A 25,824-nucleotide genomic window follows, 5' to 3' on the forward strand; every position below is an offset into this window, starting at 1 on the left:
CCCATGGGATCCATGAAGGGAACCGATGAGTACGACGGGCTGTACGCGCACACCCCCTCGCAGGCCGAGGGCGATCGCGACGAACCTGCCGAGCGCGGCCCGGCCTCCGAGGTGCACCCGGACGTCCCACGGACCGAACCCTCGCAGGCCGAGGGCGACCGTACGGAGTAGGCGCGGAATCAGGCGTCGACGGGCAGGATGCGGAACGCGGCGAAACCGGGTGTCAGGGGTGTGATGGCCCGGAAGTCCCGCTGGTCGAGGGTGAAGAGGCGATCGGTCCTGTACCGGTCCGCGAGGACGACGCCCACCGCGTCCGCGAGATCCAGCCGCAGCCCCTCGTACTTCTGGCGCACCTGATGGGCCGCACCGAGGTCTGCGGGCTTCAGCTCGGCCAGCCTGTACTGGCCGTCCGCTATGCGGGAGTTCAGCGCCTCCATCACCTGCATCGCTGCCGGGAAGCCGAGGTCCCGGTGCACCAAGCGATCCAGTTCGGTGACGACGAGGGGTGAGATGGCGAGCCGCTCGTGCTCGAGAATCCCCGCAGCCTCGGGATGCTCCGGTTGTGCCGCGTCGAAGGCGGCATACAGAGCGGACGTGTCAGCAACGATGATCAACGGCGCGCTGCTCGTTCCTTGATGTGCTCGTAGACGGTGTCGTCCATCGCCTCGGGGCTGAGCGGGCGCCCACTGTCGAAGACCGGAAGCCTGCGGGTCCCCTTGGGGCGCTCCGCGTTCTCCAGGAGCATCGCGATGCCCCGCCTGATGAGCTCGGCCTTGCTGATCCCGGTGGCCGACGACTCGGCGTCCAGCCGCACTTCCAGGTCCTCCGGAAGGTACACCGTCGTCTTTATCATGCCTTACAGGGTACCACCTGCCATACGTAGGGCACCTGGGTACGCCTCGGTGTGGCCGGCCGACCCGAGGATCGGGCTCGGCCGTGTTGCCGCACGTCCTACGTGGGATCGACCGTGTCGAAGTACAGGCTGTCCGTCGACGGGTCGAGGAAGAACCGGCCACCTGTGAGGCCCTCCGAAGTGGAAGCCAGGAGGTGTTCGTCGAAGGCAGTACTGCTCATCCACCGCGCCTTCCCGGGCAGGAACTCCGTCAGTACGTCCGGCACGTCCACCGGATCGGCGGGCGCGAAGGCGTACGAAGGCGTCGCCACGATCGACGCGCCCGTCCCGGCGGGCAGCCGGGCGACGCCCACCACCCGGTAACGCGCATCCGGGTTCGGCAGAAGCTCCCGGCTCCGCTCGGCCTCGTCCGGGTCGTACACCAGCCAATGCGGATCCGACAGCCGCCCCGCCTCGCCGAACCGCTCCTGCAGCGGGGCGACATCCGTGAGCACCCGCTCGGCGTCCTGCTGCGCCTGCGTCGGCCCACCGAAGGCGTACACACCGACGCCGACAACAACGGCGGCACCGGCCCCGATCCCCAGCGCGAGCCACGCCCTCCGGCTCACTCCATTCGACCGCTTCATGAACATCAGCCCCCGAATTCCCGTTCCGTGTCCCCGCGTCGAGTGGCGGGCAGCCCCAAGTTGGACCCGATGAGGCCGTGCGTCCGGCGCCTCCGACGGTCGGCTACGTTCCGAGGTCATGAGCGACAGTGTGTACGTGGGCAATGCCGGTCAGGACGCGGCACTCGACCAGGGATGGCTGCTCGGGCATTTCAAGGACGCCGGTGATCCCCGGCGCAGTGAGGCTCTGGAGATCAAGTGGGGTGTGCACCCGAGCGGCGACGAGCGGGCCCGGTGGGTGACCGGCGAGGAGCGTACGGCGCTGCTGGTCCTCATCAGCGGCCGGTTCCGTGTGGAGCTCCCCGGGCGAAGCGTCCTGCTGGCCCAACAGGGTGACTACGTCGTATGGGGCCGGGGCGTCGACCACTCCTGGTACGCGGAGGAGGAGTCCGTGGTGCTGACCGTCCGCTGGCCGTCCGTCCCCGGCTACCGGGTCACCGGCGGCGCCTGATCGAGGGATCATCTCTCCGGGAATGCCTGGTGCCCCTACAGGGTTGCGAGCGGTTCGGGGGAGCACGGCCCGAAGTATTTTCAGCCGTATGCGATGCCTGGCACTCGTGTCGCCCGTCGTGTCGGTCGACGATGAACCCATGAGCAGCGAACCCATTTCCCTCGCCAAGGCCCTGGCCTCCTTCGACGCCCTGTGGAGCCCCCGCATCGTCACGCGCGTCAACGACTACGACGTCCGCATCGCCAAGGTCGAGGGCGAACACGTCTGGCACGTCCACGACGACACCGACGAGTTCTTCCTGGTTCTCGACGGAGAGTTGCACATCGCCTTGAGGGAGTCCGCAGGGGAGCGTACGGTCCTCCTCCCCCAGGGTGCGGTCTTCACCGTCCCCCGAGGCGTGGAGCACAAGCCGTACGCTCCGTCCGGCGCCGCCATCCTGATGTTCGAGCCCGCCGGGACACCGACCGTGGGCGATCGCCACGACGACATCCCTGACCACGTGGACGCGACCACCGGGCATCCGCTCACCACCTGAAGAGGCGGGCTTTGGGGCTCGATCCCTTCCGTGAAAGAAATCATGCAAGCATGCTTGCTTGTTTTCTGGGGCGCTGGCATGCTCCGGGGCACACCGCCACGCCCCGAGGGAGCGCACCGTGTCCGATGTATCGGCCGTGACCGTCGCCGTACTCGACGATCTGCGTCGGGAGAGCGCCGAACTCGACCTGCTGGTCGCCGGGTTGAGTGCGGAAGGATGGGCCGGGCCGACGCCCGCCGACGGATGGACCGTCGCCCATCAGATCGCCCACCTGAACTGGACCGACGAGGTCGCGCTGATCGCGGTCACCGAACCCGACGCCTTCGCCGCCGAGGTCGACAAGGCGCTTGCCGGGCCTGAGACCTTCGTCGATCAGGCAGCCGCCGAAATGGTGGCGCTCCTGCCGCCCGATGCCCTGCTCGTGCAGTGGCGGGAGGGCCGGGCGCGGCTTCACGCGGCGCTGTGGGCGGCGCCCCCCGGGGCCAGATTCCCCTGGTACGGGCCGCCCATGAGCGTCGCCTCGATGGCGACCGCGCGGCTCATGGAGACCTGGGCGCACGGGCAGGACGTCGCCGACGCGCTCGGTGTGACGCGCAAGCCGACCGCGCGGCTGCGACATGTGGCCAGGATCGGGGTGCGGGCGCGGGACTACGCCTACTTCGTGCGCGGGGAACAGCCGCCCGGCGAGCAGTTCCGGGTGGAACTGAAGGGACCGGACGGCGAGGTCGTCGCCTACGGCCCCGAGGACGCCGCCCAGCGCGTCACCGGGCCCCTGCTCGACTTCTGCCTGCTCGTCACCCAGCGCGCCCACCGCGACGACCTCGCCCTGCACGCCGTGGGGGCCGACGCCGACCGGTGGCTGGACATCGCGCAGGCCTTCGCCGGGCCCGCCGGTCCCGGGCGCCCCCGGAAGGGGGAGCGATGACGCGGCCGCTGCGCATCGGCAATGCCTCCGGCTTCTACGGCGACCGCTTCGACGCCGTACACGACATGCTCACCGGCGGCCCCCTCGACGTCCTGACCGGGGACTACCTCGCCGAGCTCACCATGCTCATCCTGGGGCGCAGCCGCCTCAAGGACCCCGAGCGGGGGTACGCCTCCACCTTTCTGCGGCAGTTGGAGGAGAACCTCGGGCTCGCCCACGAGCGCGGTGTGAAGATCGTCGCCAACGCCGGAGGCCTCAACCCGGCCGGGCTCGCCGACGCCGTAAGGGAGTTGGCCGACAAGGTGGGCGTGCCCGTGCGCGTCGCGCATGTCGAGGGCGACGGCCTGCCCGTGCCCGACGGGTTCCTCACCGCCAACGCCTACCTCGGCGGCGCCGGCATCGCCGCCTGCCTGCGCGCCGGGGCCGACATCGTCGTCACCGGACGCGTCACCGACGCCGCCCTCGTCACCGGGCCCGCCGCCGCCCACTTCGGCTGGAGCAGCGAGGACCACGACGCCCTCGCCGGGGCCGTCGTCGCCGGGCACGTGCTGGAGTGCGGGACCCAGGCCACCGGAGGGAACTACGCGTTCTTCGGTGACCATGACATCCGCAGGCCCGGGTTTCCGCTCGCCGAGATCCACCAGGACGGGTCGAGCGTCATCACCAAGCACGACGGTACGGGCGGTGTCGTCGACGTCGGCACCGTCACCGCCCAGCTGCTGTACGAGACCGCCGGGGCCAGGTACGCCGGGCCGGATGTCACCGCCCGGCTCGACACCGTACGGCTGACCGAGGACGGGCCGGACCGCGTACGGATCTCCGGGGTACGGGGAGAGGACCCGCCGCCCACGCTCAAGGTCGGGCTCAACCGGCTCGGCGGCTGGCGCAACGAGGTCGTCTTCGTGCTGACCGGGCTCGACATCGAGGCCAAGGCGCAGCTCGTGCAGGACCAGTTCGCCGACGCCCTCGCCCGGGGCGGGCGGCGGCCCGCCGAGGTGCGGTGGGAGCTGGCCCGTACCGACCGGGCCGACGCCGCGAGCGAGGAGACCGCCAGTGCCCTGCTGCGGCTCGTCGTCCGCGACCAGGACGCCGAAGCGGTCGGGCGCGCGGTGTCGGGGGCGGCCGTCGAGCTCGCGCTCGGCAGCTACCCCGGCTTCCATGTGACCGCCCCGCCCGGAAAGGGTGCGCCGTACGGGGTGTTCGAGGCCATGTACGTACCGGCCGGGGAGGTCAGACACGAGGCCGTCCTGCCGGACGGGGAGCGGGAGACCGTGCCCCCCGCCCCCCGGTGCAGGGAGCTCGAAGCGGTCGAGGAGCCCGAGCTTCCGGAGCCCCTCCCGCCCGGCCCCACCCGCTCCGCGCCTCTCGGCCGCATCGCCGGAGCCCGCAGCGGCGACAAGGGCGGTGACGCCAACGTCGGTGTGTGGGTACGGAGCGACGACGCCTGGCGGTGGCTGGCCCATGAGCTGACCGTCGCCCGTTTCCAGGAACTGCTCCCGGAGACCGCCGGGCTCACCGTCGTACGCCATGTGCTGCCGAATCTGAGGGCGCTCAACTTCGTCGTCCACGGCCTCCTCGGCGAGGGCGTCGCCGCGCAGGCCCGCTTCGATCCGCAGGCCAAGGCGGTGGGGGAGTGGCTGCGGTCCCGGTGCCTGTCCGTCCCCGTGGCGCTGCTGGAAACAACGGAGGTGACCGCATGACCGTCCTGCCCACCGCACTCGACACCGCCGGCCCCGAATACGCCGCCCACCGCGAGGCCATGCTCGCGAAGCTCGCCGAGCTCGACACCGAGCACGTCAAGGCCCTGGCGGGCGGCGGCGAGAAGTACGTGGCACGGCACAGGAAGCGCGGCAAGCTGCTGGCCCGGGAGCGGATCGAGCTGCTGATCGACCCGGACACCCCGTTCCTGGAGCTGTCCCCGCTCGCCGCCTGGGGCAGCGACTACGCGGTCGGTGCCTCGCTCGTCACCGGGATCGGGGTCGTGGAGGGGGTGGAGTGCCTGATCACCGCCAACGACCCGACCGTACGCGGCGGCGCTTCCAACCCGTGGACCCTGAAGAAGGCCCTGCGCGCGAACGAGATCGCCTTCGCCAACCGGCTGCCCTGCCTCAGCCTCGTCGAGTCGGGGGGTGCCGACCTGCCCTCGCAGAAGGAGATCTTCATCCCCGGGGGCGCGTTGTTCCGCGACCTCACCCGCTTGTCGGCGGCCGGGATCCCCACCGTCGCCGTCGTCTTCGGGAACTCCACCGCCGGTGGCGCGTACGTCCCCGGCATGTCCGACCACACCGTGATGATCAAGGAGCAGTCGAAGGTCTTCCTCGGTGGGCCGCCGCTGGTGAAGATGGCCACCGGCGAGGAGAGCGACGACGAATCGCTCGGCGGCGCCGAGATGCACGCCCGGACCTCCGGGCTCGCCGACCACTTCGCGCTCGACGAGCACGACGCGCTGCGCCAGGCCCGGCGGATCGTCGCCCGGCTCAACTGGCGCAAGGCGCACGCCGACCCGGGGGTCGCGGAGTCGCCGAAGTACGACCAGGACGAGCTCGTCGGGATCGTCCCGGGCGACCTCAAGGTCCCCTTCGACCCGCGCGAGGTCATCGCCCGGCTCGTCGACGGATCGGACTTCGACGCGTTCAAGCCGCTGTACGGGAGCAGCCTCGTCACCGGGTGGGCGCGCCTGCACGGCTATCCGGTCGGCATCCTCGCCAACGCGCAGGGCGTGCTGTTCAGCGAGGAGTCGCAGAAGGCCGCCCAGTTCATCCAGCTCGCCAACCAGCGCGACATCCCGCTCCTGTTCCTGCACAACACCACCGGCTACATGGTCGGCAAGGAGTACGAGCAGGGCGGCATCATCAAGCACGGCGCGATGATGATCAACGCGGTGTCGAACTCCAAGGTCCCGCACCTGTCCGTACTGATGGGCGCCTCCTACGGCGCCGGTCACTACGGCATGTGCGGCCGCGCCTACGACCCCCGCTTCCTCTTCGCCTGGCCGAGCAGCAAGTCCGCCGTCATGGGCCCCCAGCAGCTCGCGGGCGTGCTGTCGATCGTCGCCCGCGCCTCCTCCGCCGCGAAGGGGCTGCCCTACGACGACGAGGCCGACGCGGGTCTGCGCGCCATGGTGGAGCAGCAGATCGAGTCGGAGTCGCTGCCCATGTTCCTGTCGGGGCGGCTGTACGACGACGGGGTCATCGACCCGCGCGACACCAGGACCGTCCTCGGGATGTGCCTGTCCGCGATCCACACGGCACCGGTCGAAGGCGCCCGTGGCGGCTTCGGCGTCTTCCGGATGTGAGGGCCCCCCCTTTGCGGCTGAACCGCCGCCGTTCTCGCGGAGGTGGTTGCTCGCCGCGGGGGTTCCTCAATTGATGGTTGCGGTTGTTCTAGTGGAAAGGGTCCTCCTTTGCCAGCCATGATTCGTGTGCTCCTTGTCGCCAACCGGGGCGAGATCGCCTGCCGGATCTTCCGCACCTGCCGTGAACTGGGCATCGCCACCGTGGCCGTGTACTCGGACGCGGACGCGGGCGCCCTGCACGTCCGGGAGGCCGACACCGCCGTCCGCCTCCCCGGGGCCGCACCCGCCGATACGTATCTGCGCGGCGACCTCGTCGTGGCCGCCGCCCTCGCGGCGGGCGCCGACGCCGTGCACCCGGGCTACGGGTTCCTCTCCGAGAACGCCGGGTTCGCCCAGGCCGTGCAGGACGCGGGCCTCGTGTGGGTGGGGCCGCCGGTGAAGGCCATCGAGCTGATGGCGTCCAAGACCCGGGCCAAGGAGCTGATGGCCGCAGCCGAGGTGCCCCTCCTCGCCCCCGTCGACCCGGCGAGCGCCACCGCCGAGGACCTTCCGCTGCTGCTCAAGGCGGCGGCGGGCGGCGGCGGACGCGGGATGCGGATCGTACGGGAACTCAGCGACCTGCCCGCCGAGTTGACGGCCGCCCGCGCCGAGGCCACCTCCGCCTTCGGGGACGGCGAGGTCTTCGCCGAGCCGTACGTCGAACGCGGCCGGCACATCGAGGTCCAGGTCATGGCGGACGACCGGGGCACGGTGTGGGCGCTCGGCACCCGCGACTGCTCGCTCCAGCGCCGCCACCAGAAGGTCATCGAGGAGGCCCCCGCGCCCGGCCTCGACGACGCGCTGCGACAGCGGCTGCACGACGCCGCCATCGCGGCCGCGCAGACAGTGGGCTACCGGGGCGCGGGGACCGTCGAGTTCCTCGTATCGGCCGAAGGACGCCCGTACTTCCTGGAGATGAACACCCGCCTCCAGGTCGAACACCCCGTAACGGAAGCGGTGTTCGGGCTCGACCTCGTCGCCCTGCAGCTCCGCGTCGCGGAGGGCGAACCGCTGCCCGCCGCCGTGCCCCCGCAGCCGCACGGGCACGCCGTCGAGGCCCGGCTCTACGCCGAGGACCCCGCTGCCGGCTGGCAGCCGCAGACCGGGGCCCTGCACACCCTGGAAGTGCCGGACGAGCCCGGCCTGCGCCTCGACACCGGATACACCGGCGGCGACACCATCGGGGTGCACTACGACCCGATGCTCGCCAAGGTCATCGCCCACGCACCCACCCGTACCGAAGCCGTACGTCTCCTCGCCCGCGCCCTCGAACGCGCCCGTATCCACGGGCCGGTCACCAACCGGGAGCTGCTCGTACGGTCCCTGCGCCACCCGGAGTTCACCGCGGCCCGCCCGGACACCGGCTTCTACGACCGGCACCTCGCCGCCCTCACCCCGGAGCCCGACGCCGGGGAGCAGCGCCTCGCCGCCACCGCCGCCGCCCTCGCCCGGGCCGCCACCCGGCCCGATTCGTGCCCCGCCCGCTTCGGCGCGTGGCGCAACCTCGCCTCGCAGCCCCAGGCCAGGAGCTACCGCGGCGAACCCGACGGCAGCGAGCACGAGATCACCTACCGGACCGGGCGCGCCGGACTCCTGCCGGAATCCGGCGAACGGGTCGTCTCCGCCGCACCCGGCCGCGTCCGCCTCGAAACGGGCGGCGTCACCCGGCACTTCGCCGTCGCCGTCCACGACGGGCGCGTGTACGTCGACGGCGACCGTGGCTCGTACACCTTCACCGCCCTGCCCCGCTTCACCGACCCCACCGAACGCACCGACCCCGGCTCCCTGCTCGCCCCCATGCCCGGCACCGTCGTCCGCCTCGCGGACGGGCTCGCTCCGGGCGCGGCCGTGAAGGCCGGGCAGCCGCTGATCTGGCTGGAGGCGATGAAGATGGAGCACCGCATCCTCGCCCCCGCCTCCGGCACCCTCACCGTGCTCCACGCCGCCCCCGGCCTCCAGGTCGAGGTCGGCGCCCTGCTCGCCGTCGTCACCGATCCCGTCGTCACCGATCCCGCCGCACAGGATTCCGCCGCACAGGATTCCGCCGCACCGGAGGAGAACGCATGAGCACCGTCCTCGAAACCGAAGAGCACAAGGCGCTGCGCGCCGCCGTCGCCGCGCTCGGCAAGCGGTACGGCCGCGCATACTCCCTCGCCCTCGCCCGCAAGGGCGAACACCCCCAGGAGCTGTGGGACGAGGCGGGCAAGCTCGGCTACCTCGGCGTCAACCTCCCCGAGGAGTACGGCGGTGGAGGCGGCGGCATGGCCGAACTCTCCATCGTCCTGGAGGAGCTGGGCGCAGCCGGATCGCCCCTGCTGATGATGGTCGTCTCGCCCGCCATCTGCGGCACCGTCATCGCCCGCTTCGGCACCGAGGCCCAGAAGCGGAAGTGGCTCCCCGGACTCTCCGACGGATCCCTGAGCATGTCGTTCGGCATCACCGAGCCCGACGCCGGATCCAACTCGCACCGCATCACGACCACCGCACGCCGCGACGGGGACGGCTGGATCCTCAGCGGACGCAAGGTCTTCATCTCCGGCGTCGACATCTCCGACGCGACGCTCATCGTCGGCCGCACCGAGGACGCCAGGTCCGGCAGCCTCAAGCCCTGCCTCTTCATCGTCCCCCGCGACGCCCCGGGCTTCGAGCGCACCGCGATCGACATGGAGCTGCACGCCGCCGAGAAGCAGTTCGAGCTGGTACTCGACGACGTACGGCTGCCCGCCGACGCGCTCGTCGGAGGGGGTGCCTCCCGCTCGAGCGGAACCGAGAGCGGGGGAGAGGACGCCGGCCTGCTCCAGCTCTTCGCCGGCCTGAACCCGGAACGCATCATGGGCGCCGCCTTCGCCATCGGCATGGGCCGCTACGCCCTCGAACGGGCGGTGGACTACGCGAAGACCCGCACCGTCTGGAAGGGCGCGCCCATCGGCTCCCACCAGGCGATCGCCCATCCGCTCGCCCAGGCGCACATCGAGCTGGAGCTCGCCCGGCTGATGATGCAGAAGGCCGCGAAGCTCTACGACGACGGCGACGACACAGGCGCGGGCGAGGCCGCCAACATGGCGAAGTACGCCGCCGCCGAAGCCTGCGTGAAGGCCGTCGACCAAGCCGTCCACACCCTCGGCGGCAACGGCCTCACCCGCGAATACGGACTCGCCTCCCTGGTCACTGCGGCACGCGTGGCCCGCATCGCGCCCGTCAGCCGGGAGATGATCCTCAACTACGTGTCCCACCAGTCGCTGGGACTGCCGAAGTCGTACTGAGGACGCTCTTGGTCCAGGGTCTCCCCATTCCGTACCGACAGGGGCGATTCTGACTCTCCACACCCGCACGGCGCCCCGCTCCACAGAGAGGGGCGCCGTGCCCGCCGCACCGCGACGACAGGGGACCGCCATGGTGTTCCGCAGCGAGTACGCAGACGTTCCGGCCCTCGACACACCCATCCACGAAGCGGTACTCGGCGAGGCCGCAGCATTCGGAGACACCGTCGCCCTGATCGACGGCACGAACGGCCTCTCCGTCACCTACGCCCAGCTCGACACCTTTCACCGCCGCATCGCCGCGCACCTCGCCGGAGCGGGACTGCGCAAGGGCGACGTCCTCGCCCTGCACAGCCCCAACACGATCGCCTACCCCGCCGTCTTCTACGGGGCCACGCGCGCCGGAGCCTCCGTCACCACCGTCCACCCGCTCGCCACGGCCGAGGAGTTCGCCAAGCAGCTGAAGGACTCCGGCGCCCGCTGGATCGTCACCGTGTCCCTGTTCCTCGACATCGCCCGTCAGGCGGCCGAACTCGCGGGCGGCATCGAGGAGATCTTCGTCTGCGACCAGGCCGAGGGACACACCTCGGTACTCGACATGCTGGGCTCCACCGCCCCGGAACCCGACCTCGCGTTCGACCCGGCCGAGGACATCGCCGCCCTCCCCTACTCCTCCGGGACCACGGGCACACCCAAGGGCGTCATGCTCACCCACCGCTCCATCGGCACCAACCTGGAGCAGCTGCGCCCCTTCATCCCCATGGGCCCCGGCGACAGCATCCTGGCCGTTCTGCCCTTCTTCCACATCTACGGGCTGACCGCCCTGATGAACGTCCCCCTGCGCTGCGGCGCCACCGTCGTCGTCCTGCCCCGCTTCGACCTCGACCAGTTCCTCGGCGCCATCCAGGAACACCGCATCAGCGGGCTGTACGTGGCCCCGCCCATCGTCCTGGCCCTCGCCAAGCACCCGGCCGTCGGCACCTACGACCTCTCCTCGCTGCAGTACATCGTCAGCGCCGCCGCCCCCCTGGACGCCGAACTCGCCGCGGCCTGCTCCGCCCGCCTGGGCCTGCCGCCCGTACGCCAGGCCTACGGCATGACGGAACTCTCGCCCGGCACCCACGTCGTGCCCCTCGAGGCCGAGAACCCGCCGCCCGGAGCCGTCGGGAAGCTGCTGCCCAGCACCGAGATGCGGATCGCGTCCATCGAGGACCCCGGGACGGACCTCGGCATCGACACCGACGGCGAGATCCTCATCCGCGGCCCCCAGGTGATGAAGGGCTACCTCGGACGCCCCGAAGCCACCGCCGAGATGATCGACGCGGACGGCTGGGTGCACACCGGGGACATCGGCCGCGTCGACGCGGACGGCTGGCTCTTCGTCGTCGACCGGGTCAAGGAACTCATCAAGTACAAGGGCTACCAGGTCGCCCCCGCCGAACTCGAAGCACTCCTCCTCACCCACGAGTCGGTCGCGGACGCAGCCGTCATCGGGGTGTACGACTCCGACGGCAACGAGGTCCCCAAGGCCTACCTCGTACGCCAGCCGGCCGCCCAGGACCTCACCGCCGACGACGTCATGGCGTACGTGGCCGAGCGCGTCGCCCCGTACAAGAAGATCAGACAGGCCGAATTCATCGAGGCCGTACCGCGTGCGGCCTCCGGCAAAATCCTGCGCCGGGAACTGCGCGACAGGGAGAAGCAGCAATGACCCTCGCCCAACCCGCCCACGACCGGGGCATCACCACCCTCACGCTCGACTCCCCGGCCAACCGCAACGCCCTGAGCGCACGGCTCGTGACCGAACTGGCCGAGGCCCTCGACGCCTGCGCGGCGGACGACACCGTACGGGCCGTCGTCCTCACCCACACGGGCAACACCTTCTGCGCGGGCGCCGACCTCACCGCACCGGCCGACCCGCAGGTCTTCGTCGCCCTCATGCGGCGCATCGTCGCCCTGCCCAAACCGGTCGTCGCCCGGGTCACCGGGCACGTCCGGGCCGGCGGCCTCGGACTGCTCGGATCCTGCGACATCTCGGTCGCGGGCCCCGACTCCTCCTTCGCCCTCACCGAATCACGCCTGGGACTCGCCCCCGCCGTCATCTCCATGCCCCTGCTGCCCCGCCTGGATCCCCGCGCGGCATCCCGCTACTACCTCACCGGGGAACGCTTCGACGCGGCGGAAGCCGCGCGGATCGGTCTCGTGAGCCTCGCCGCCGAGGACGTGGACAAGGCGCTCGTACCGGTACTGGACGGACTGCGCAGGGCATCACCCCAGGGGCTGGCCGCTTCGAAGGAGCTGGTCACGGCTACTGTGCTGGAGACTTTCGACCAGTACGCCGAAGACCTCATCGCCCGCTCCGCGGCACTCTTCGCCTCCGACGAGGCACGGGAGGGGATGACGGCCTTCCTGGAACGACGGGATCCCGCATGGCTGCTGTGACTCCCACGGCCCCCAAGTCCCCCAAACAGGACCGCAGCCGCGCCACCCGTCAACGGCTGCTGGAAGCCGCGGTGGCCTGCCTCGCCGAACACGGCTGGGCAGGCTCCACCGTCTCCGTCGTCGCCGAACGCGCCGGGGTCTCGCGCGGCGCCGCGCAGCACCACTTCCCGACCCGCGAGGACCTGTTCACCGGCGCCGTCGAGTACGTCGCCGAGGAACGCTCGGCCGCCCTGCGCGCCCTGCCCGTCCAGGGCCGCCCGGCGGTGCTCGCCGCCATCGTCGACCTCTACACGGGACCGCTCTTCCGTGCCGCGCTCCAGCTCTGGGTCGCCGCCTCCAACGAGGAGCAGCTCCGCCCCCGCGTCACCGAACTCGAAGCCCGCGTCGGCCGCGAGACCCACCGCATCGCCGTCGAGCTCCTCGCCGCCGACGAGAACCGCCCCGGAGTCCGCGAAACGGTCCAGGGCCTCCTCGACATGGCCCGCGGCCTCGGCCTCGCCAACCTGCTGACCGACGACACGGCCAGGCGCCGCAGGGTGGTCGCCCAGTGGGCGGCGCTGCTGGACGAGGCGCTGGGCTGACGCCCCGCCGCGCGCGACCTGCGCGGGCGGTACCGAGAGGCGCACCCGAGTCCTCATTCTCACTCGGGAATCCACCGCGCACTTCCGAATCGGCGACGCGGGGGCAGGCGCCGCCGCGGGGCATCAGGCGCTGGCGATGGCACTGGATCTCCAGTCCGCACGCCTCGACGAGCACGTGCACTCCCTCGCTGCCGAGCTCGACATCAACCCCGCCCCGTACGCTCAGGATCTGAAGGACGCTGTGGCGGACATGACCCGGACGGGAGACGTGACGTGAGCGCACAGGTACTCGTGCTGTGGGACATCGACCGGACGTTGCTCTACGTCGGGGACATCGATCGGCAGGTCTACCGGGAGACGTTCTACGAGGTCACGGGCCGTACCGCCGAGAGGTTCCCCAAGCGTGGCACCGGCATGACGATGCCCTTGGCGATCCGCGATCTGCTTCTGGACAACGGCATCCCGGAGGACGAGGCAGTCACGTTCCTGCCGACGATGGTCGAGCTCCTGCCGCAGGTCCTGCGTCGGCACACTGACGACATCCGGCGCGACGGCGTCCTCATGCCAGGTGCCGTCGCCGCGCTACGAGCTGTGCGCTCTGATCCATCTCTCTTGCCGACGATCGTCACCGGGAATCTCAAGCCCAATGCCCTGGTGAAACTCGACGCCTTCGAGCTCACGCGGTACGTGGTCCCGGACATCGGCGGGTATGCCTCGGACGACATGCACCGCCCGGCCCTGGTCGGTGTCGCGCAGAAGCGGGCCGAGGTGTGTATGGGCCAGCCGTTCGATCGCACCGACACCGTGATCATCGGCGACTCGCTCGAAGACGTGCGGACCGGACGGGAGGGCGGCGCGGTGGTCATCGCGGTGGCTTCCGGCACAACGGACGCTGACGATCTCACCGCCGCCGGGGCGGACCTCGTACTGGAGGACCTGACTGATCCGGGGCGGCTCATCGAGTCGATCCACTCGCTTACCGGTTGAGCCGTCGCAGGAATACGGTGCTCAGCGCGACCTGAGCAGCTCGCGAACGTGGCCCGCACGGGTATGGACGTCGGCCTCGACAAGGCCACTTGCGGGAACGGCTACCGGCGCCGAGGCGTCGGGCTGGTGGCAGGAGCGGCAGAGGCCGTCGGGGAGGGCCTCGGGGCGTCCGGGTACACCGCACTTGGTGCACTCCAGCATCGAGCGGTGGGCAGGCTCGCCCGGCGCGGGCGTCACGACGGCCGAGGGCACGCGCGGCGGGATCTTGTCCTGGAGGCGGCGGCGGAGGAAGCCGACGGGGGAGTCGACCTGCGCGGGGAGCCCGGCGGTGAGGGCCTGCGTCAGGTAGTCGGCGTTCACGCCCCGGGCCAGCCACTCGGCGGCCCGTGCCTCCAGGACCGCGCAGTCGGCGGCCGAGAGGGCCAGGCGGGGGTCGGTGCGGCCGAGCTGCGCCAGGGCCAGATAGGCGGGCGAGGGGGTATGTGGCGCCGGGGTGGGCTCCGGGGCTCGCTGTTGCGGTACGGCCGAAGAAGCGGGCGGTTCCTCCACGGGCGCCGGTTCCTCGACAGGTGCCCAGGGCGGCGGCGGGGGCGCGGCGGTGGTCGGTGCCGCTTCTCTGCCCTCGGCGACGAGGTGGGAGGCCCACCACTCGTTGTCGTGGGCGGTACGGGACCAGAAGGTCCGGAAGACCCAGCGGACCTGGTCACCCTCGCCGACCAGGCACCGTACGCGCCGCAGATACCCGGCGACGGACAGGGCATTCAACGCCGAGCCGACCGCCTGCTGGCCGTAGAGCGGCAGCTGCTTGGCCAGGCTCTTCACGTCCATGGCCGCGCCGTCGGGGAGATGGTCGATGAATCCCGCGATGCACCGCTCGCGTACGGGCAGGAGCGCGAAATCGTCTGCGCCTGCGGGGCGTTGGTCCGGCATGGGCCGCTTGCCGTAACCGGGATTCGCCATCGGGTACGGGCGGGAGAGTGCGGGGGCGCAAGGGGCAGGACTAATGTGCTTGGTAGCCACGGGATCGCCTGTTTCGATCTTGAGGTGAGACCCCGGCCTGGTGCGACAACACCGTGTCGGGGTCGTTCGTTCGGTCGCACCGTAAGCAGCCGTGACCCTTCGCCGCAAGCTGATCACGATTAGTCATACTTGCTGGCAGTGACGGGTCTGGGAGGTGGGGGAGGTTTTCCCAAAACCCTTCTTTTCCTTACCGGTTACAAGAAGGTGCTCGAATCCCGAAGCCCGGATCCCGAAGCTCAAGCTTCGGACGCGGCTTTCTCCGTGTACACCCGGAAGAGTGAACCGGGTGTCTCCGAAGCTCGGGATCCGAGATCCGAGCATCGGCCGGTCGCCGAGCTTGAAGTATTGCGCGTCACCGTTGCGCCAGGCGTCAACTCCGCCTGGCCTCCCCCTGCGATTCCGACGCACGCAGGGCGCCCGAGGGCGACGACCTGTTCTGGATGGACCACAAGGTCCATTTCACGGAAACCTGCACCACTGACACTGACACTGACACCGACACCGACGCGGGACAGGGATGATGCCGAATCTGATCACCGACGTGCACACCACCGACGCGACCGTGGTGGATGTGAAGGTGACTGCCCCGATCCGGCGCAAGCTCGCCGCGCACGGGGTGAAGCGCGGCGAGCACTACCTCGACTTCCGCCTGAACGAATGGCGCAGCAGAGTCACTTCGGCCTTCAAAACCCGATGTGAGGTCTTGAAGGCCGACGTCGACGGGGTGGGGCGCTGAGGCCGATGCAGCCGAAGGGGCCCGGGAAGATCCCCTGCGGAGATGGCAGCACCGGTGAGGTCGGGACTCCGCGCGTACTGTGAGACGTCAGTTGGTGACGTACATGTACTTCCAAGAGCCGTAGGCCGTCGAGTTCACACTGTCACCGGAGCGGTCGGCTCCCTTGATGTACGCCGCCCGGAACCGGAACTTGTAGCCGACGGAACTCGACCCCGGCTTGCCCAGGTTGACGACCGACTTGCCGGCCGAGCTGAGCTTGAAGTACTGCGCGCCGCCGTTGTGCCAGGCGCCTTTGTAATACGTCTGGATGTCCAGCCGCAGCTTGCGGCCGGGATAGGGGTTCATCGTGGTGTTGAAGTACGGCTGCGACGTCTTGTGGACATAGTGGTACGTCGTCGCGCCGATCCTCCCCGTCTTGTAGTGCCGGGAGACGGACGTGGCCACCTTGGCCTTGCCTCCCGCCGACACCGTCACGGTCTTCGCCGCGGTTCGTGCGTCGCCGTCGTACACGGCGTAGACGGAGGAGTTCCGGTACATCTTCAAGGTGCCGGAGATCTTGCCCGTGCTGTTCACCGTGCCCGATTTGATCAGGTACTTGCCCTTGCCGTCGCCGGCCGGGTCCGCGTAGATCTTCACCGTGCGGTTCTTGTACGTCTTGCCGAGGACAGCGGTGAATGCGACCGACGTCCCGTAGGAGAAGACTTTCTTGTTGTTGTTCAGCGTGAGGGTGACCGCGGTCCGTGACACCGCGACGGTGTCGGAGCCGCTCGCCGGGGCGTGCGTGGCGTCGCCCGTGTACGAGACCTTGTACGTCACTCTGCCGCCGGCCGACGGGGTGTCGGAGAAGGAGAACGCGCCGCCCGCCTTGGTGACGACGGCGGCCAGCGACTTGCCCTTGGGGAAGTCGAGGTCGGTGCGCGTCACCGTCAGGGGGGTCCCGGCCGGGAGCGCCACGCTCGCGGTGATTTTTCCGGTGACCGCCAGGGCCTTGGCGCGCGTCGCGCTGGAGGGCGCGCTCACCGTGATCGACGGGAGCGACTTCGCGGGGTCGCCCAGGACGCGCAGGGAGAACACTCCTTCGCTGTTCTCCGACACCGCGAACACCCGGCTGCTGTCCGGAGCCCAGGCCAAGGCCCCTGGCACGAGGGTGTCCCCGCCCGAGGAGTTGCCCGTGTTGGGGAACTCGAAGGTCCGGACCGCGTTCGGACCGCCGTGCGAGAAGACATGGACGTCCGGCCCGTACCAGGAGAAGGTGCCGCCCGCGACCTCGCCGCCCGGGGCGACATCCACGGCGTTGGGGTAGTCGGACGACTGGTAGGTCACGACCGGCGAGAGGTCGGCCGTGGAGAACGCCGGGTGCACGTACGGCGAGCCGCTGGCGGTGATGACTTCCTTGCCGTCCGGGGTGATGTCCAGTTCCCGGAGGTTCCCGGCCACCGACTTGCTGACACGCAGCGTCAGCCCGGAGTCCGACACGTCGTAGATGCCGACGACGTCACTTTCCCGCACACCGACGGCCAGCACGCCGGGGGCGGCCGGGTCGGAGCCGAACTCCGGGGCCACTGAGCCGCTGTGGCCCTGAGAGATCTGCTGGGAGAGTTGGACGACGGGTTCGGGACCCGACAGGTCCAGCGAACCGATGTGGCCGGAGTAGTTCGCCGCGTACCCGAACCACAGTTTGCCGCCGGCCTGGGCGAGCGTGCTGACCCCGTCGAGGCCGCCGAGGGCGTAGCTCGCGCTCTGCGTGTACGTCTGCGTGTCGACCGCGATGATCCGGCTGCCGCCTGTGACGGCCGCGTACACCTGGCCCGAGTCGGCCGAGAGTTCGAGGCCGTTCACACCGGACAGGCCGGTGAGCGTGGCGACGACGGTTGCCGCGTAGTCGGTGACGACGATCTTGCCGGCGGTCGGGTCCGATAGGTAAACCCGCTGGTGGACGCCGTCCACCACGACGTCTCCCACGGACTTCAGGGAGAGGACCTTCGACGTGTCGGCCGCAGCCGAGCCGGCCGCCGCGACGCTCAGCGATGCCGAGCTGAAAAGGACCGCAAGAGCCGTCGCGGTCGTGAGTATGCGTCTGTGCTTCTGTCTGCGCACCGTGACCTGTACCCCCAGGGTGATGTGATGATTGTGTGAGCGCCCCCGCCGGGTCGCAGCGTATGTGACGGCTGTGACAGTTGGGCAGCGGGTTAGCTCCGGGACGTAGTGAAAGGGCACCGTCCAGTGCCTGATGCTGCTGGTTGGGCCCGGGGTTTCCACGCCTTCAGGGGCGGCGCCAGGGTGCAGGGTGGCCACGGGATCGCTCGAATTCGAAAAACTCAACGCCTGTTCGCCCAGGGCCCCTGGACTCGATCTTTCATCGTGATCTGCGCAGGGCGGCGTGGGTACGAAGTGGATGACCGGCTTCGAGACCTGGCGAAGGCATCGCCGAACTGCGGGATCCTCTACCGGCATCAGCCTCTCCTCGCGCTGTACGGAGCCCTGGCCGAGCTCAACGTCTTCAGCAACTCGAACGCGGCCCAGGTCCAGGCAGGTCGGTTCGGCGACGTCCTGGCGGAGGAGCTGGTCACCCGCACGGGGCTCCGGGTGGCGGGGTGCCGCCAGGTCGACCGGCTGAGGGCGCTCACCGACACCGGAGCACTCACCCCGGAAGTGCACGACGCCTTCGACCGGCTCCGCCGTGACCGCAACCTGGCGGCTCACGCGCACTTGTTCGACACCACCCGCGCCCTCGAAGCGGTCCGCCTCGCATACGAGCTCGGTGTCTTCCACCACCGCGATCGACTGGATCGACCGGGTGGCGCCGGCCATCGCTCACGTCCTCGACGCGTGAGTGCGGCAACCGCCGCACGGCGACAGGGCGGCCGGGAGCATCACACGGATCCTCGGGGTGCCCCGGGCGCCCCGAGTGCCTGCACCTCGGCGTAGGAGGGGGCCTTGAGGTCCGCGGGCGGCCGACGGCCGTCACGGATGGCGGTCGCGGTGGTCACGGCCGCCGCCAGGGCGCTGCGGTAGAGAAGCGAGCCGAGGCTGACCCTGCGCACGCCCAGCGCGGCCAGTTCGGTGAGGGTGGGTCCGGTCGGCGTGTACAGGATGTTCAGCGGGACGACGAGGGTTGCCGTCAGGGCGGCGATCCCGTCCGGATCCGACAGCCCCGGTACGAACACTCCGTCCGCACCGGCCTGTTCGTAGATCGCGAGGCGCGCCGCGGTCTCTTCCTCCTGGCGTCCGAGCCAGTGGGTGTCGGCGCGGGCGTTCACGAACAGCGCGGGCACGGCGGTCCTGACGGCAGCGATCTTCGCGGCGTGAAGTTCCGTGGGGGCGAGGGTGCCGTCCGGGCGGCCGTCCTCGAGGTTGATCCCCGCAGCGCCTGCGTCGTACAGCCTTCGGGCCAGCTCTGCCACGTCCTCCGGGTCATCGCTGAAGCCCCCTTCGGCGTCGATGGTGAACAGGAAGGAGCCCTGTCCGAGCCGTTGGGCCAGCGCCAAGGTCGCGTCGGCGGTGGCTGCCTCCCCGTCCGGCAGGCCGACGGCCGCGGCCACGCCCAGGCTTGTGGTGCCGATCGCCCGGAAGCCCTGTGCCGCCAGAGCGGCGGCGGAGGCGTAGTCCCAGGCGTTGGGCAGCAGGAGCGGGGTGCTGGTCCGGTGATGCAGGCGGGCGAAAGCGGTCAGCGGACGCTGGAGCACGCCATCGGCCAGGGCGAGGGCGTGGGCCCGGCCGGGGCAGACCCGGGGCACGTCCGCAGGGAGGCCGAACTCATGCATCGTGTGCGTCATGGCCCTGACGCTAGAGCCGGAACAGTTCGGCGCCGCCCGAACCATCTCTGCGGGTCGGTGGGCGAGCGCGGCGTCGCCCTCGCGTTCGATGGGCGGAGCAACGACGCGCCCGGCGCCGAGAGTCCTGGCCGACGCGCTCCGGGGCGCGTCACGCTCCTGGACCCCGGCCCGGTGCCCGTCAGTTGCCCAGGTCCGCGAGCTGCTCGTACCCCGGGATCTCCCGCGGGTTGCGCGTGCCGGGACCGACGTACGTCGCCGAGGGGCGCACCAGCCGACCCGTCCGCTTCTGCTCCAGGATGTGCGCCGACCAGCCCGCCGTACGGGCGCAGCTGAACATCGACGTGAACATGTGCGCCGGGACCTCGGCGAAGTCCAGCACGATCGCCGCCCAGAACTCGACGTTCGTCGCCAGCACGCGGTCGGGCCGCCGGGCGTGCAGCTCCTCCAGCGCGGCCTTCTCCAGCGCCTCCGCCACCTCGAAGCGCGGCGCCGCCAGCTCCCGCGCCGTACGCCGCAGGACGCGGGCCCGGGGGTCCTCGGCACGGTAGACCCGGTGGCCGAAGCCCATCAGGCGCTCGCCCTTGTCCAGCGCCTGCTTCACGTACGCCGTGGCGTCGCCGGTCCGCTCGATCTCCTCGATCATGCCGAGGACCCGGGACGGGGCGCCGCCGTGCAGCGGACCCGACATCGCGCCCACCGCGCCGGACAGTGCCGCCGACACGTCCGCGCCGGTCGACGCGATGACGCGGGCGGTGAACGTCGAGGCGTTCATGCCGTGCTCGGCGGCCGACGTCCAGTAGGCGTCGACGGCCTTCACGTGCTTGGGGTCCGGCTCACCGCGCCAGCGGATCATGAACCGTTCCACCACGGACTGTGCCTTGTCGATCTCGCTCTGCGGAACCATCGGCAGACCCTGGCCGCGTGCCGACTGCGCCACGTACGACAGGGCCATCACGGCGGCCCGCGCCAGGTCGTTGCGCGCGGTCTCCTCGTCGATGTCGAGCAGCGGCTTGAGACCCCACACGGGCGCCAGCATGGCGAGCGCGGACTGCACGTCGACACGGATGTCGCCGGAGTGCACGGGGATCGGGAACGGCTCGGCGGGCGGCAGGCCGGGGTTGAACGCCCCGTCCACCAGCAGACCCCAGACGTTGCCGAACGACACATGGCCGACGAGGTCCTCGATGTCGACGCCGCGGTAGCGGAGCGAGCCGCCTTCCTTGTCGGGCTCGGCGATCTCCGTCTCGAACGCGACGACTCCTTCAAGTCCGGGTACGAAGTCGGACATGGGGCGGCTCCCTCGGCTCGGCGGCTGTATGCAGGCCACAGAGGCCCGCTCACGATATTGGCGGGTTCCCACGACGCGGGGAAGGGTGACATCCGGCACAGCCTCCCGCTGTCCGGCGGGCGGTTGTGCCCCCTCCCGGCCGGGCACACCGGCCCGCTGCGGCAGGATGGCCCCCGTGCCCACAGCTGATGCCACTCCGTCTTCCGCTTCCGCCTCCTCTCACGCCTCTGCTTCCGATTGCACCACCGATCCGGCCGCGATGCGCGAGCAGTACCGCTCCGAGGACTTCACCGAGAAGGACCTCGCCGCCGACCCCATGGACCAGTTCGCCCACTGGTTCCGCCAGGTCGCCGGGGGCGGCGCGCTCCACGAGCCGAACGCGATGGTGGTCTCCACGGCCTCGCCCGAGGGGCGGCCGTCCTCCCGCACGGTGCTGCTGAAGCACTACGACGACCGCGGTTTCGTCTTCTTCACCAACTACGGCTCCCGCAAGGGCCGCGAGCTGACCGCGAACCGCTACGTCTCGCTGCTCTTCCCCTGGCACCCGCTGGCCCGCCAGGTCATCGTCACCGGCACCGCGTCCCGCGTCGGCCGCGAGGAGACGGTCGCCTACTTCCGTAGCCGCCCGCACGGCTCCCAGCTCGGTGCCTGGGCGAGCGAGCAGTCCACGGTGATCGGCTCGCGCGAGGAGCTGGTGGGGCGCTACGAGGAGCTGGCCGCCCGCTACCCCGAGGGCGAGAAGGTCCCGGCACCCCCGCAGTGGGGCGGCTTCCGCGTGGTGCCGGACACGATCGAATTCTGGCAGGGCCGGGAGAACAGGCTGCACGACCGGTTGCGGTACGTACGCGAGGGCGAGGGTGAGGACTGGAGCGTGGAGCGGCTCTGCCCGTAAGTCCCGTAGGGCCCCCTCCATGCAGAAACCCGCAGGCTCTGGTCCCTCCTTGCGGAGGGGCCGGCCGGACTTACCGGCGAGCCTGCGGGTCGGTGACTGCTTGGGTTTTCGGCAGACAGCCTGCCGAGGTGCACAGTGTGCGACGACGGGCTGTCAGCCCGCAGCCACCTCACGAATCCGATAAGACTGCACTTTTCGGATCACCTCCTTTCGCCGTGTGACCACAGCCTAGAAAACCCGTCCCGCGAGGCACAAGCGATTTATCGGGGATCGGATGGCCGCCGGATTTCGGAGAAGTGGCTGTGTGGTGGCTCACGTTCGAGTTCAATGATCTGACGTGCGGCTATGCGGAATACGTCCTGCGGGGGGTACGGAGTGAGTGCTTCCAGGAGCAGTGGAACCACAGATGCGCTCGGACCCGACGAGGACCCCGAGCGCGAACCGCCCGCGGGGGCGATCCCCGGGTCCCAGTTGCTCGCGGCGCTGCTCGACGGGATGGACGCCGCGCTCTGCGCGTTCGACGCGCTGGGCACGATCACCCACTGGAACCGCGAGGCCGAGCGGATTCTCGGCTGGTCCGCCGGGGAAGCCGTCGGGCGGAGCGGATTCGCCGGGTGGGCGGTGCGCAGCGCGGATGCGGGGGACGTGCAGGGGCGGCTGATGGCCGCCATGGACGCCCCCGGGCGGCAGGTGCACGAGTTCGCACTGCTGCGCAAGGACGGCGGGCGGGTGCTCGTACGGACGCAGTCGTCCGGGGTGCGCGGTGAGGACGGGAAGCCGGCCGGGGTGTACTGCGCGTTCAGCGAGGTGCACGCGCAGATCGATCTGGAGCGGTCCATCGCGCTGAGCGAGGCGTTGTTCGAGGACCCGTCGTGGGGTGTGGTCCTGGTCGATGTCGATCTGCGGCCGACCGTCGTCAACTCCTACGCCGCGCGGTCTCTGGGCGGCGGGCGTACGGCGCTGCTGGGACGTCCGCTGGGCGAGCTGATCGTCCAGGGGGTGGAGGATCTGGAGGGTGCGCTGCAGCACGTGCTCGCCGAGGGGGCGCCGCCCGCGCCCGCGGAGCTCTGGGTGACGCTGCGGACAGCGGAGGGCGACCGGCGGCGCTGCTGGCGCAGCGGGTTCCTGCGGCTGGCGTCGCCCCTCGCCGAGGAACCGGTTCCGCTGGGGGTCGGCTGGCTGTTCCGCGACGTGACGGCGGCGAAGCTCGCGGAGCAGGAGGCGGACCGGGTGCGCTTCCGGTCGAATCAGCTGCACCGGGCGGCCCGCCAGGCAGCCGAGTGCGAGGACCCCATGGAGGCGGCGACCTCGTCGCTGGACTACGCACTGGCCGGGTTCGCCGACCATGTGGTGGTCGACCTGCTGGCGGGGGAGCGGCTGGTGCGGGCCGCAGCGACGCCGGCCGACGCGCCGGGCCCGTGCCTGCCGGTGTCGGGCGGCTCGATCCCGGTGCGGTACGGGGCGGGGCACCCCGCTCTGCAGGCGGTGGAGCGTACGGGGTCGGTGCGGGCCAGCGCGCGGGCCGGGGCGGGGGAGGAGTGGGCGGTGGAGCGGCAGTGGCCGCGGGACTCGGTGCACGTGCTGTGCGCGGTGCTGCGGAGCCGGGGGCGGACGCTGGGCGTGGTGACGTTCCTGCGCGCGGGGAGCCGCAGCGCGTTCGAACGCCCGGACGCGTCGTACGCGGAGAGCGTGGCGGTCCGGGTCGCCTCGGCGGTGGACCTGGCCCACCTGACCGCCACCCCGGGCAACGCCGGCTCAAGCCCGTGAGGCGGCCCGTCCGGCATCTTCGGCCCGTCCGGCGACTCCGGCCCGTCCGGCGACTCCGGCCCGGGGCCGGCGACTTCGGCCCGTCCGGCGTTTGAGGACGGAACCGTGGCCCCCGTCCGGGGTGCCGCTCAGTGCCGGTAGAAGATCCGGTCCCCGTACTCCCGCATCACGCGCCCGTTCCACTCGTGCCCGCCGTCCACGTTCCCGGACCGCAGCAGTGGCGGCTCGATGCCCCGGGCGACCAGCTCCTCCGCGGCGGTGGCCATCATCGCCTGCATCAGCGCACTGGTGACCACGGTCGACGCGGGCGCGAACGGCGCCTCGATTCCGTCCGTCGTCAGTTCCGCGTCGCCGATCGAGATCTTGCTGTCGAGCACGATGTCGCAGTGGTCCCGCAGGAATCCCCCCGAGGAGTGCCGCGACCGGGTGCCCGTCGTGTACGCGACCGAGGTGACGCCGATGACCGTCAGGCCGAGTGCCCGGGCGTTCTGTGCCATTTCCACCGGCAACGCGTTGCGCCCGGACAGGGAGATGATCACGAGGAGGTCGCCGGACCGCGCGGGGCTGGAGTCGAGCACGGCACTCGCGAGACCGTCCACCCGCTCCAGAGCCGAGCCGAGCGTGGCCGGCATGACGTCGACGCCGACGGTGCCGGGGACGGCCAGCAGGTTCATCAGGGCGAATCCGCCCGCCCGGTAGACGACGTCCTGTGCGGCGAGGGAGGAGTGCCCCGCGCCGAAGGCGAAGAGCCGCCCGCCGGCGGCGACCGTGTCGGCGATCGCGGCACCGGCGGCCGCGATGGCGCCGGACTCCTCGTCGCGCACACGCTCCAGCAGGCCGATTGCTGCGTCGAAGAACTGACCGGCAAGCTTGCTGTCGCTCATCGAGGAGGCCTTTCCTGCGGGGTGGGGGTCTTTGTGCCGCGGATCACGTTGCGGTCTGGACCAATGCGTTGTCAATACCGTTCCGGTGCACGGGCTTCTGCCGTGGCGGCACGGTTGTCGGTGCTATGCGTCAGAATTGGTGCAGGGCCATCGCACGACGACTTCACGTCACAGCATCGAGGGGCACGTATGTCCGGACTGATCGATACAACGGAGATGTATCTCCGCACCATCCTCGAGCTCGAAGAGGAGGGCGTGGTCCCGATGCGCGCCCGGATCGCGGAACGGCTGGACCAGAGCGGTCCGACGGTCAGCCAGACGGTGGCGCGCATGGAGCGGGACGGGCTCGTCCAGGTCGCGGGCGACCGTCATCTGGAGCTGACCGACGAGGGGCGCCGCCTCGCGACGCGCGTGATGCGCAAGCACCGCCTCGCAGAGTGCCTGCTCGTCGACGTGATCGGCCTGGAGTGGGAGCAGGTCCACGCCGAGGCCTGTCGCTGGGAGCACGTGATGAGTGAGGCCGTGGAGCGCCGGGTGCTGGAGCTGCTGCGGCACCCGACGGAGTCTCCGTACGGGAATCCGATCCCGGGCCTGGAGGAGCTGGGCGAGCAGGCCGGGGCCGATCCGTTCCTGGACGAGGGCATGGTGAGCCTGTCCGAGCTCGACCCGGGCGCGGAGGGCAAGACCGTGGTGGTGCGCCGGATCGGTGAGCCGATCCAGACGGACGCCCAGCTGATGTACACGCTGCGGCGGGCGGGCGTGCAGCCCGGCTCGGTGGTCAGCGTGACGGAGTCGCCCGGCGGTGTGCTGGTCGGTTCCAGCGGCGAGGCGGCGGAGCTGAACTCCGAGGTTGCTTCGCACGTCTTCGTGGCCAAGCGCTAAAGCCTCACCGGGGCCTCACCAGGGCCTCGGCGGGTACGGCAGCAGCGGCCGAGGGTGCAGCCGCAAATGCAGATGCACGTGCAGAAGTGGACCAGTAAAGCCCGCTTTCTGTTTTCCGTCCGGAATCGCAGCGCCCGGGCGAATCGCGTGCCAGGCTGTGGCCAGGCATATGACCTGAGGGTGTCGGCAGAGCCTGCCGCGCGGTCGGGGAGGGAGCAGGGAATGCGCCCGTCGTACTGGCATGTGCACCGGGAGGTGGCAGCCGTGCTCCCGGACGCCCTGATGGCCGCACGCCACGGGTGGCACGCTCCGATGGCTCCGTGCGAGCGCGGATCGATCTGTTCAGGAACAGCGGAAGGCCCCGGCGCCCGAGGGCGCCGGGGCTGGTCCTCCCCTGCGCTGACCTGGAGCCCCGAGCTCTCAAGGTCAGTCCCCACGGACCCCTGTCCCCGAGCGGTCCGCTTCCTGCAGAAGGTCTCCCCGCGACAGCGGGCGTCAATCCTGGAGAGCTGTCACTCGAACGTGGGGTGTTACGAGTCGGAACCC

The 25,824-nt window shown here is 70.7% G+C and carries 26 protein-coding genes; 18 read left to right on the top strand and 8 right to left on the bottom strand.

Going from position 1 to position 25,824, the window contains the following annotated elements; all coding sequences use genetic code 11:
* The first annotated feature begins 3 nt into the window (after positions 1-3).
* Positions 4-171, top strand: coding sequence for a hypothetical protein (locus ACFWBQ_RS28065; RefSeq protein ID WP_385501266.1), 168 nt, complete (start codon positions 4-6; stop codon positions 169-171).
* Positions 172-179: 8 nt separating this feature from the next.
* Here the strand turns inward: ACFWBQ_RS28065 and ACFWBQ_RS28070 are convergent, their stop codons facing one another.
* From ACFWBQ_RS28070 to ACFWBQ_RS28080, 3 genes are all read right to left on the bottom strand, one after another.
* A complete protein-coding gene (locus ACFWBQ_RS28070) occupies positions 180-614 on the bottom strand; it encodes a PIN domain-containing protein (protein WP_385501267.1) in 435 nt (144 codons plus the stop codon).
* Entirely contained in the window at positions 611-853 is a 243-nt protein-coding gene (locus tag ACFWBQ_RS28075) for a ribbon-helix-helix domain-containing protein (RefSeq protein ID WP_385501270.1), read from the bottom strand. Before ACFWBQ_RS28075 ends, ACFWBQ_RS28070 begins: the two co-directional genes overlap by 4 nt.
* A 98-nt stretch (positions 854-951) precedes the next feature.
* The gene (locus ACFWBQ_RS28080) at positions 952-1,479 is read right to left on the bottom strand and encodes a hypothetical protein (RefSeq protein WP_385501273.1); all 528 of its coding nucleotides are present in this window, start codon (positions 1,477-1,479) and stop codon (positions 952-954) included.
* Positions 1,480-1,597: 118 nt separating this feature from the next.
* Between ACFWBQ_RS28080 and ACFWBQ_RS28085 the strand changes: the two genes are divergently transcribed.
* The 12 genes from ACFWBQ_RS28085 to ACFWBQ_RS28140 all read left to right on the top strand — a co-directional run bounded on the left by ACFWBQ_RS28085 (position 1,598) and on the right by ACFWBQ_RS28140 (position 14,033).
* Positions 1,598-1,969, top strand: coding sequence for a signal peptidase I (locus tag ACFWBQ_RS28085; protein ID WP_385501275.1), 372 nt, complete (start codon positions 1,598-1,600; stop codon positions 1,967-1,969).
* Between the two features lie 139 nt (positions 1,970-2,108).
* Positions 2,109-2,504: a cupin domain-containing protein gene (locus ACFWBQ_RS28090; RefSeq protein WP_385501276.1), complete on the top strand. Its 396-nt coding sequence runs from the start codon at positions 2,109-2,111 to the stop codon at positions 2,502-2,504.
* Between the two features lie 118 nt (positions 2,505-2,622).
* Positions 2,623-3,429, top strand: a complete 807-nt coding sequence (locus ACFWBQ_RS28095) for a TIGR03084 family metal-binding protein (RefSeq protein WP_385501277.1) — start codon at positions 2,623-2,625, stop codon at positions 3,427-3,429.
* On the top strand, positions 3,426-5,129 hold the full coding sequence (locus ACFWBQ_RS28100) for an acyclic terpene utilization AtuA family protein (RefSeq protein WP_385501278.1): 1,704 nt from the start codon (positions 3,426-3,428) through the stop codon (positions 5,127-5,129). Before ACFWBQ_RS28095 ends, ACFWBQ_RS28100 begins: the two co-directional genes overlap by 4 nt.
* Entirely contained in the window at positions 5,126-6,724 is a 1,599-nt protein-coding gene (locus ACFWBQ_RS28105; RefSeq protein WP_385501279.1) for an acyl-CoA carboxylase subunit beta, read from the top strand. The genes ACFWBQ_RS28100 and ACFWBQ_RS28105 overlap by 4 nt, the downstream gene beginning before the upstream one ends.
* Positions 6,725-6,841: 117 nt before the next feature.
* The gene (locus tag ACFWBQ_RS28110) at positions 6,842-8,830 is read left to right on the top strand and encodes an acetyl/propionyl/methylcrotonyl-CoA carboxylase subunit alpha (RefSeq protein WP_385501281.1); all 1,989 of its coding nucleotides are present in this window, start codon (positions 6,842-6,844) and stop codon (positions 8,828-8,830) included.
* Positions 8,827-10,026 (top strand): acyl-CoA dehydrogenase family protein, encoded by a 1,200-nt coding sequence (locus tag ACFWBQ_RS28115; RefSeq protein WP_385501283.1) that lies wholly within the window; start codon positions 8,827-8,829, stop codon positions 10,024-10,026. The genes ACFWBQ_RS28110 and ACFWBQ_RS28115 overlap by 4 nt, the downstream gene beginning before the upstream one ends.
* Positions 10,027-10,156: 130 nt before the next feature.
* Positions 10,157-11,734: a 4-coumarate--CoA ligase family protein gene (locus tag ACFWBQ_RS28120; RefSeq protein WP_385501285.1), complete on the top strand. Its 1,578-nt coding sequence runs from the start codon at positions 10,157-10,159 to the stop codon at positions 11,732-11,734.
* Positions 11,731-12,465, top strand: a complete 735-nt coding sequence (locus ACFWBQ_RS28125; RefSeq protein ID WP_385501287.1) for an enoyl-CoA hydratase family protein — start codon at positions 11,731-11,733, stop codon at positions 12,463-12,465. The genes ACFWBQ_RS28120 and ACFWBQ_RS28125 overlap by 4 nt, the downstream gene beginning before the upstream one ends.
* Positions 12,453-13,046 (top strand): TetR/AcrR family transcriptional regulator, encoded by a 594-nt coding sequence (locus ACFWBQ_RS28130; protein WP_385501289.1) that lies wholly within the window; start codon positions 12,453-12,455, stop codon positions 13,044-13,046. The genes ACFWBQ_RS28125 and ACFWBQ_RS28130 overlap by 13 nt, the downstream gene beginning before the upstream one ends.
* A gap of 136 nt (positions 13,047-13,182) precedes the next feature.
* The gene (locus ACFWBQ_RS28135; RefSeq protein WP_385501290.1) at positions 13,183-13,323 is read left to right on the top strand and encodes a hypothetical protein; all 141 of its coding nucleotides are present in this window, start codon (positions 13,183-13,185) and stop codon (positions 13,321-13,323) included.
* Positions 13,320-14,033, top strand: coding sequence for an HAD family hydrolase (locus ACFWBQ_RS28140; RefSeq protein ID WP_385501293.1), 714 nt, complete (start codon positions 13,320-13,322; stop codon positions 14,031-14,033). The genes ACFWBQ_RS28135 and ACFWBQ_RS28140 overlap by 4 nt, the downstream gene beginning before the upstream one ends.
* A 21-nt stretch (positions 14,034-14,054) precedes the next feature.
* Here the strand turns inward: ACFWBQ_RS28140 and ACFWBQ_RS28145 are convergent, their stop codons facing one another.
* Positions 14,055-15,053 carry a MarR family transcriptional regulator gene (locus tag ACFWBQ_RS28145; RefSeq protein WP_385501295.1) on the bottom strand — a complete coding sequence of 333 codons (999 nt, stop codon included), beginning with the start codon at positions 15,051-15,053 and terminating at the stop codon, positions 14,055-14,057.
* Positions 15,054-15,573: 520 nt separating this feature from the next.
* On the opposite strand from ACFWBQ_RS28145, the gene ACFWBQ_RS28150 reads away from it, so the two are divergent.
* Complete coding sequence (locus ACFWBQ_RS28150) at positions 15,574-15,789, top strand: hypothetical protein (protein WP_385501298.1); 216 nt, start codon at positions 15,574-15,576, stop codon at positions 15,787-15,789.
* Positions 15,790-15,876: 87 nt separating this feature from the next.
* On the opposite strand, the gene ACFWBQ_RS28155 is transcribed toward ACFWBQ_RS28150, so the two are convergent.
* Entirely contained in the window at positions 15,877-17,886 is a 2,010-nt protein-coding gene (locus tag ACFWBQ_RS28155; RefSeq protein WP_385501300.1) for an Ig-like domain repeat protein, read from the bottom strand.
* A gap of 294 nt (positions 17,887-18,180) precedes the next feature.
* Here ACFWBQ_RS28155 and ACFWBQ_RS28160 point away from each other — a divergent pair, with 294 nt between their 5' ends.
* Positions 18,181-18,717, top strand: coding sequence for a DUF4145 domain-containing protein (locus ACFWBQ_RS28160; RefSeq protein WP_385501302.1), 537 nt, complete (start codon positions 18,181-18,183; stop codon positions 18,715-18,717).
* Here the strand turns inward: ACFWBQ_RS28160 and ACFWBQ_RS28165 are convergent.
* Both ACFWBQ_RS28165 and ACFWBQ_RS28170 read right to left on the bottom strand, forming a co-directional pair.
* The gene (locus ACFWBQ_RS28165; RefSeq protein ID WP_385501308.1) at positions 18,663-19,565 is read right to left on the bottom strand and encodes an isocitrate lyase/phosphoenolpyruvate mutase family protein; all 903 of its coding nucleotides are present in this window, start codon (positions 19,563-19,565) and stop codon (positions 18,663-18,665) included. The genes ACFWBQ_RS28160 and ACFWBQ_RS28165 overlap by 55 nt on opposite strands.
* Positions 19,566-19,743: 178 nt before the next feature.
* Positions 19,744-20,853, bottom strand: coding sequence for a citrate synthase 2 (locus tag ACFWBQ_RS28170; RefSeq protein WP_385501313.1), 1,110 nt, complete (start codon positions 20,851-20,853; stop codon positions 19,744-19,746).
* Between the two features lie 259 nt (positions 20,854-21,112).
* Between ACFWBQ_RS28170 and pdxH the strand changes: the two genes are divergently transcribed.
* On the top strand, positions 21,113-21,745 hold the full coding sequence (gene pdxH / locus ACFWBQ_RS28175; RefSeq protein ID WP_385501316.1) for a pyridoxamine 5'-phosphate oxidase: 633 nt from the start codon (positions 21,113-21,115) through the stop codon (positions 21,743-21,745).
* Positions 21,746-22,120: 375 nt separating this feature from the next.
* Complete coding sequence (locus ACFWBQ_RS28180) at positions 22,121-23,512, top strand: PAS domain-containing protein (protein WP_385501321.1); 1,392 nt, start codon at positions 22,121-22,123, stop codon at positions 23,510-23,512.
* A 128-nt stretch (positions 23,513-23,640) separates the two neighbouring features.
* Here ACFWBQ_RS28180 and ACFWBQ_RS28185 read toward each other — a convergent pair whose 3' ends face one another.
* Positions 23,641-24,396: an SIS domain-containing protein gene (locus ACFWBQ_RS28185; RefSeq protein ID WP_385501325.1), complete on the bottom strand. Its 756-nt coding sequence runs from the start codon at positions 24,394-24,396 to the stop codon at positions 23,641-23,643.
* 189 nt (positions 24,397-24,585) lie between these two features.
* On the opposite strand from ACFWBQ_RS28185, the gene ACFWBQ_RS28190 reads away from it, so the two are divergent.
* Positions 24,586-25,278 carry a metal-dependent transcriptional regulator gene (locus tag ACFWBQ_RS28190; RefSeq protein ID WP_385501328.1) on the top strand — a complete coding sequence of 231 codons (693 nt, stop codon included), beginning with the start codon at positions 24,586-24,588 and terminating at the stop codon, positions 25,276-25,278.
* Positions 25,279-25,824: the final 546 nt, after the last annotated feature.

Source organism: Streptomyces sp. NPDC060035 (assembly GCF_042736635.1).
GTDB lineage: Bacteria > Actinomycetota > Actinomycetes > Streptomycetales > Streptomycetaceae > Streptomyces.